The sequence below is a fragment of the Tychonema sp. LEGE 06208 genome, from assembly GCF_015207505.1.
Taxonomy (GTDB): Bacteria; Cyanobacteriota; Cyanobacteriia; order Cyanobacteriales; family Microcoleaceae; genus Microcoleus.
In genome coordinates, this window is the sequence record NZ_JADEWT010000196.1 from 1 (window position 1) to 4,888 (window position 4,888).

At 45.6% G+C, this 4,888-nt stretch carries 2 protein-coding genes; both read left to right on the forward strand.

Annotated features, from left to right (window positions below; translation table 11 throughout):
- Positions 1 to 459: 459 nt before the first annotated feature.
- Positions 460 to 1,500, forward strand: a complete 1,041-nt coding sequence (locus IQ263_RS27605) for an ABC transporter permease (protein WP_194071232.1) — start codon at positions 460 to 462, stop codon at positions 1,498 to 1,500.
- A 513-nt stretch (positions 1,501 to 2,013) separates the two neighbouring features.
- Positions 2,014 to 4,176: a DUF4394 domain-containing protein gene (locus tag IQ263_RS27610; RefSeq protein WP_194071233.1), complete on the forward strand. Its 2,163-nt coding sequence runs from the start codon at positions 2,014 to 2,016 to the stop codon at positions 4,174 to 4,176.
- Positions 4,177 to 4,888: the final 712 nt, after the last annotated feature.

Below are 4,888 nucleotides of genomic sequence, written 5' to 3' on the forward strand. Positions count from 1 at the left end.
TCAGTAGTCAGTAGTCAGTAGTCAGTAGTCAGTAGTCAGTAGTCAGTAGTCAGTAGTCAGTAGTCAGTAGTCAGTAGTCAGTAGTCAGTAGTCAGTAGTCAGTAGTCAGTAGTCAGTAGTCAGTAGTTATTGGTTGTTGGTTGTTGGTTATTAGTTGTTGGTTGTTGGTTGTTGGTTATTAGTCATTAGTTATTGGTTATTGGTTATTTGTTATTGGTTATTGGTTATTTGTTAGTTCCTATTCCCAATGACCTGTGCGGGCCAATGACCTGCGCGGGCCAATTCCCTAGTCAGTAGTCATTAGTCATTAGTCATTAGTGATTGTCGGGTGCGTCAGGGGGCTGAATGTGACGAGAACCTACTCAAAAATTGCTCCCGACGCACCCGACGGGCTGTTGACTGCTCGTATTTATGAATCATTAAAAATTCTTCAATCTTCAATCTCAAATCTAAAATCGCATGGCTTCTATTAAATCTAATCGAAATTCGCGAATATTGAGTTCTATATTTGGCAACGAGACATTTACTTATGTAGTCAAGCGACTGTTGCAGGCACTTTTAACCTTATTTTTAGCATCGGCTCTTTGTTTTGCAATTATTGAGTTGGCACCAGGAAATTACTTAGATACTTTGAGCCAAAATCCCAAGATTTCGCCGGAGACACTCAAGCAACTCGAACAGCAGTTCGGCTTGGATAAACCAGCGATTGTGCAGTATTGGCTGTGGTTGCAACAAATTGTAACGCGGGGGAATTTTGGCACGAGTTTTGTGTATCAGCGATCCGTAGCGTCGCTGCTGTGGGAACGGGTACCGGCGACGCTGTTGATGGCGATCGCCTCTTTGATTGTAACTTGGGCGATCGCGCTTCCTTTGGGAATAGTTGCCGCCGTCAATCAAAACCGCACAGTCGATCGAGTTTTGCAAGTAGTCAGCTACACCGGCCAGGGATTTCCCAGCTTTATCACAGCCTTGCTGCTGCTATTTTTTGCTCAAAATACTTCCCCTCTTTTCCCCGTCGGAGGAATGACCAGCATCGACCATGCAGACTTACCTTGGTGGGGTCAAATCCTCGATTACTGCTGGCACTTAATCTTGCCAACAGTCGCCCTCAGCGTTACAGGTTTTGCAGGCTTGCAAAGATTGATGCGCGGACAATTATTGGATGTACTGCGTCAAGATTACATCCGCACCGCCAAGGCCAAAGGTTTACCCGACAATCGAGTAATTTACGTTCACGCTTTACGGAATGCGATTAATCCGTTAGTCACGCTATTGGGTTTTGAGTTTGCTAGTTTGTTAAGCGGTGCATTTATTGCTGAATTTTTCTTTAATTGGCCTGGTTTGGGAAAACTGACTTTGGAAGCCGTGACAAATCAAGATTTGTACTTAGTCATGGCAAGTTTGATGATGGGCGCGACCATGTTGATTGTTGGTAATTTGTTGGCAGATTTACTACTTAAAGCAGTTGACCCTAGAATTAAACTGGAAAATCTTAAATAGTCAACTAAATTAGACAAGATTACACTCATTTTCAAATTCTATTGAAGTCCATTGTAATGCACTTGGTGGCAGAGGCCTTTCAAAATATGAGAGCTACTTGGCAATCCGATCTGGCAATTGCTAGACCGCGGATCTCATTTAATTGAGAAATTGTCTGACCTGGATCGGGTAAATTTAGTCGTAAATCCTCAGTATTTACGAATATTTTTTGGCGTTCTGTCAAAGCCCGATCGCGCAAATCCACAAGCAGTATGACCGGGGATTTAGTTATAGATGAGATGGTATTGAAAAGTAATCGAGCGAGGTACAGATCCAAAATAATGAATTCATCGTATATTACTAATAGACATCTCTAATAATTCTTGTGGTGCAGGCATCCAGCCTGCCCAAAATTTGCTTGGAGATGTCTAGAGTGGGACAAACATTCTGACAGTGCGAATTCGTGATATGTTGAACTGAGAAAGTCGCCGCTTTTAGGCAACAAAAATATCAAAATTAGAGGGTGATTACAGCATGGCAGAAATTAGAGGTACCTCACAAGCCGACTTGCTAGCCGGAACTCCAGAAGATGACCTGATTTTTGGTTTGGCGGGCAATGACACCATTGTGGCAAACTCGGGAAATGACAGCATCTTTGGAGGAAAACAAAGCGATTCCATTGATGGGGGTTCTGGTCAAGATTCGCTTTTTGGAGATTTAGATAACGATACTATTAACGGCGGTGAAGGTAGCGATTTTTTAGTTGGCGGAAAAGGTAGCGATTTCATCTCAGGAAACTCCGGCAATGATGTTTTGTCGGGCGATCGCGGTACTGATATCCTGAGCGGCGGCGAGGGGGCAGACCTATTTGTTTTGAGGCGCTACGCTGATGCCGATCCTTTTCGTACCAGCGGCGGTGTCAGTTTGGGCGATGCTGACGCGATCGCAGATTTTGCACCGGGTACAGATTTAATCGGTTTGGGAGAAGGTGTCAGTTTTAGCGACTTGAATATTCTGGAAGCTGGAAACAATACTGTTATTCAAGACCGGGTGACAGGAGAATTTTTTGCGGTTCTCCAAGGGGTGAGACAAAGTTCGATCGGCCCGGCAAATTTCACTAATAATATTAGCAGCATTGTTCCCACTCTCCCGCCTCCACCGCGGACAACGGCTTATGCTTTAACTTCTACTAATCGGATTGTTGGTTTTAGTCTTTCCAATCCGGGAAGTGTCATCTCAGATTTGCCCGTGACTGGATTACCAGCGGGAGAAAGTTTGCTGGGAATTGATTATCGGCCGGCGAATGGCGTACTTTACGGTGTGGGTAGCAGCAATCGCTTGTATACTCTCAATCCCAGAACTGGAGAAGCAAGTCAAGTCGGTAGCGGGGAATTTCCTGTTGGTTTGACTTCGGGGGCTGCGGGTTTTGATTTCAATCCGACGGTGGATCGCATTCGGTTTGTCAATCAAGCCGGTCAAAATGCCCGCCTCAATCCGAATACGGCGGGAATTGTGGATTTTGACACGCAGGCGGGGGGAATTCAACTCGACGGGAATTTGGCTTATGCTGCGGGCGATCGCAATTTCGGAAGTTCTCCGGGGGTGGCTGGGGCTGCCTATACTAACAATTTGGCCGGGGTAACTTCGACAACTTTGTTTGCAATCGACAGCAATTTAGATGTTTTGGTGCGACAAGATCCGCCGAATAATGGAGTGTTGAATACGATCGGATCTTTGGGAGTTGATGCTACTAGCATTCTCGGCTTTGATATCAGAACTATCGGCGGCCGCGATGTCGCGGTGGCTGCGCTGCAAGTTGGGGGTGTTTCCGGTTTGTACAATATCAATTTGACAACCGGTCAAGCTTCCTTCGCGGGCCAAATTGCCGACGGAAGACAGATTAACGGTTTGGCTTTGCCTTTGCCTACAGCTTACGCCTTGACTGTCAGAAATGGCGCTGAAGCAATTGTCGGTTTCAACGAGGCGGCACCGCAGGCGATTCTGAGCGACGCGACAGTTACGGGTTTGCAGCCTGGAGAAAGTTTGCTGGGGATTGATTTTCGACCGGCTAATGGCGTACTTTACGGTGTGGGTTCTAGCAATCGCTTGTACGCGATCGATCCGGTGACTGGGGCTGCAAGTCAAGTCGGGACTGGGCAATTTCCTGTTGGTTTGACTCCGGGGGCTGCGGGTTTTGATTTCAATCCGACGGTGGATCGCATTCGGCTGGTCAATCAAGCCGGTCAAAATGCCCGCCTCAACCCGGATACGGGGGCAGTTGTGGATTTTGACACGCTGACGGGGGGAATTCAACTCGACGGGAATTTGGCTTATGCTGCGGGCGATCGCAATTTTGGAAATTCTCCGGGGGTGGCGGCTGCTGCCTATACTAACAATTTGCCGGGGGTAAATTCGACAACTTTGTTTGCCATCGACAGCAACTTAGACGTTTTGGTGCGGCAAGATCCGCCGAATAATGGAGTGTTGAATACGATCGGCTCTTTGGGAGTTGATGCTGGTACCGTTCTCGGCTTTGATGTCAGGAGTGTTGGCGGTAACGAGACGGCTTTGGCTGCGATCGAGGTTGGGGGAGTTTCGAGCCTGTACAATATTAATTTGACGACCGGTCGGGCTTCCATCGTTGGTCCAATTGGCGACGGGCGATCGATTAAAGGTTTGGCACTGACTTTGATTTAAATAGGGGAAGTCATTAGTCATTAGTCATTAGTCATTAGTCATTAGTCATTAGTCATTAGTCATTAGTCATTAGTCATTAGTCATTAGTCATTAGTTATTAGTCATTAGTCATTAGTCATTAGTCATTAGTTATTTGTTGTTTGTTGTTTGTTGTTTGTTGTTTATTATTTGTTATTTGTTATTTGTTATTGGTAACAACTGGCAACTGACAACTGACAACTGACAACTGACAACTGACAACTGCTTTCCGTACAACGTCATCAGGAAGAAGTCATTAGTCATTAGTCATTAGTCATTAGTGCTGTCGCCTCCGAGCTTTCCGTACAATGTCATCAGGAAGAAGTCATTAGTCATTAGTCATTAGTCATTAGTCATTAGTCATTAGTGCTGTCGCCTCCGAGCTTTCCGTACAATGTCATCAGGAAGAAGTCATTAGTCATTAGTCATTAGTCATTAGTCATTAGTGCTGTCGCCTCCGAGCTTTCCGTACAATGTCATCAGGAAGAAGTCATTAGTCATTAGTCATTAGTCATTAGTGCTGTCGCCTCCGAGCTTTCCGTACAATGTCATCAGGAAGAAGTCATTAGTCATTAGTCATTAGTCATTAGTCATTAGTCATTAGTGCTGTCGCCTCCGAGCTTTCCGTACAATGTCATCAGGAAGAAGTCATTAGTCATTAGTCATTAGTCATTAGTCATTAGTGCTGTCGCCT

Excerpts from the sequence above, each read along its gene's own strand:
- IQ263_RS27605 (WP_194071232.1), top strand. The coding sequence starts at position 460 with ATGGCTTCTATTAAATCTAATCGAAATTCGCGAATATTGAGTTCTATA.
- IQ263_RS27610 (WP_194071233.1), top strand. The coding sequence starts at position 2,014 with ATGGCAGAAATTAGAGGTACCTCACAAGCCGACTTGCTAGCCGGAACT.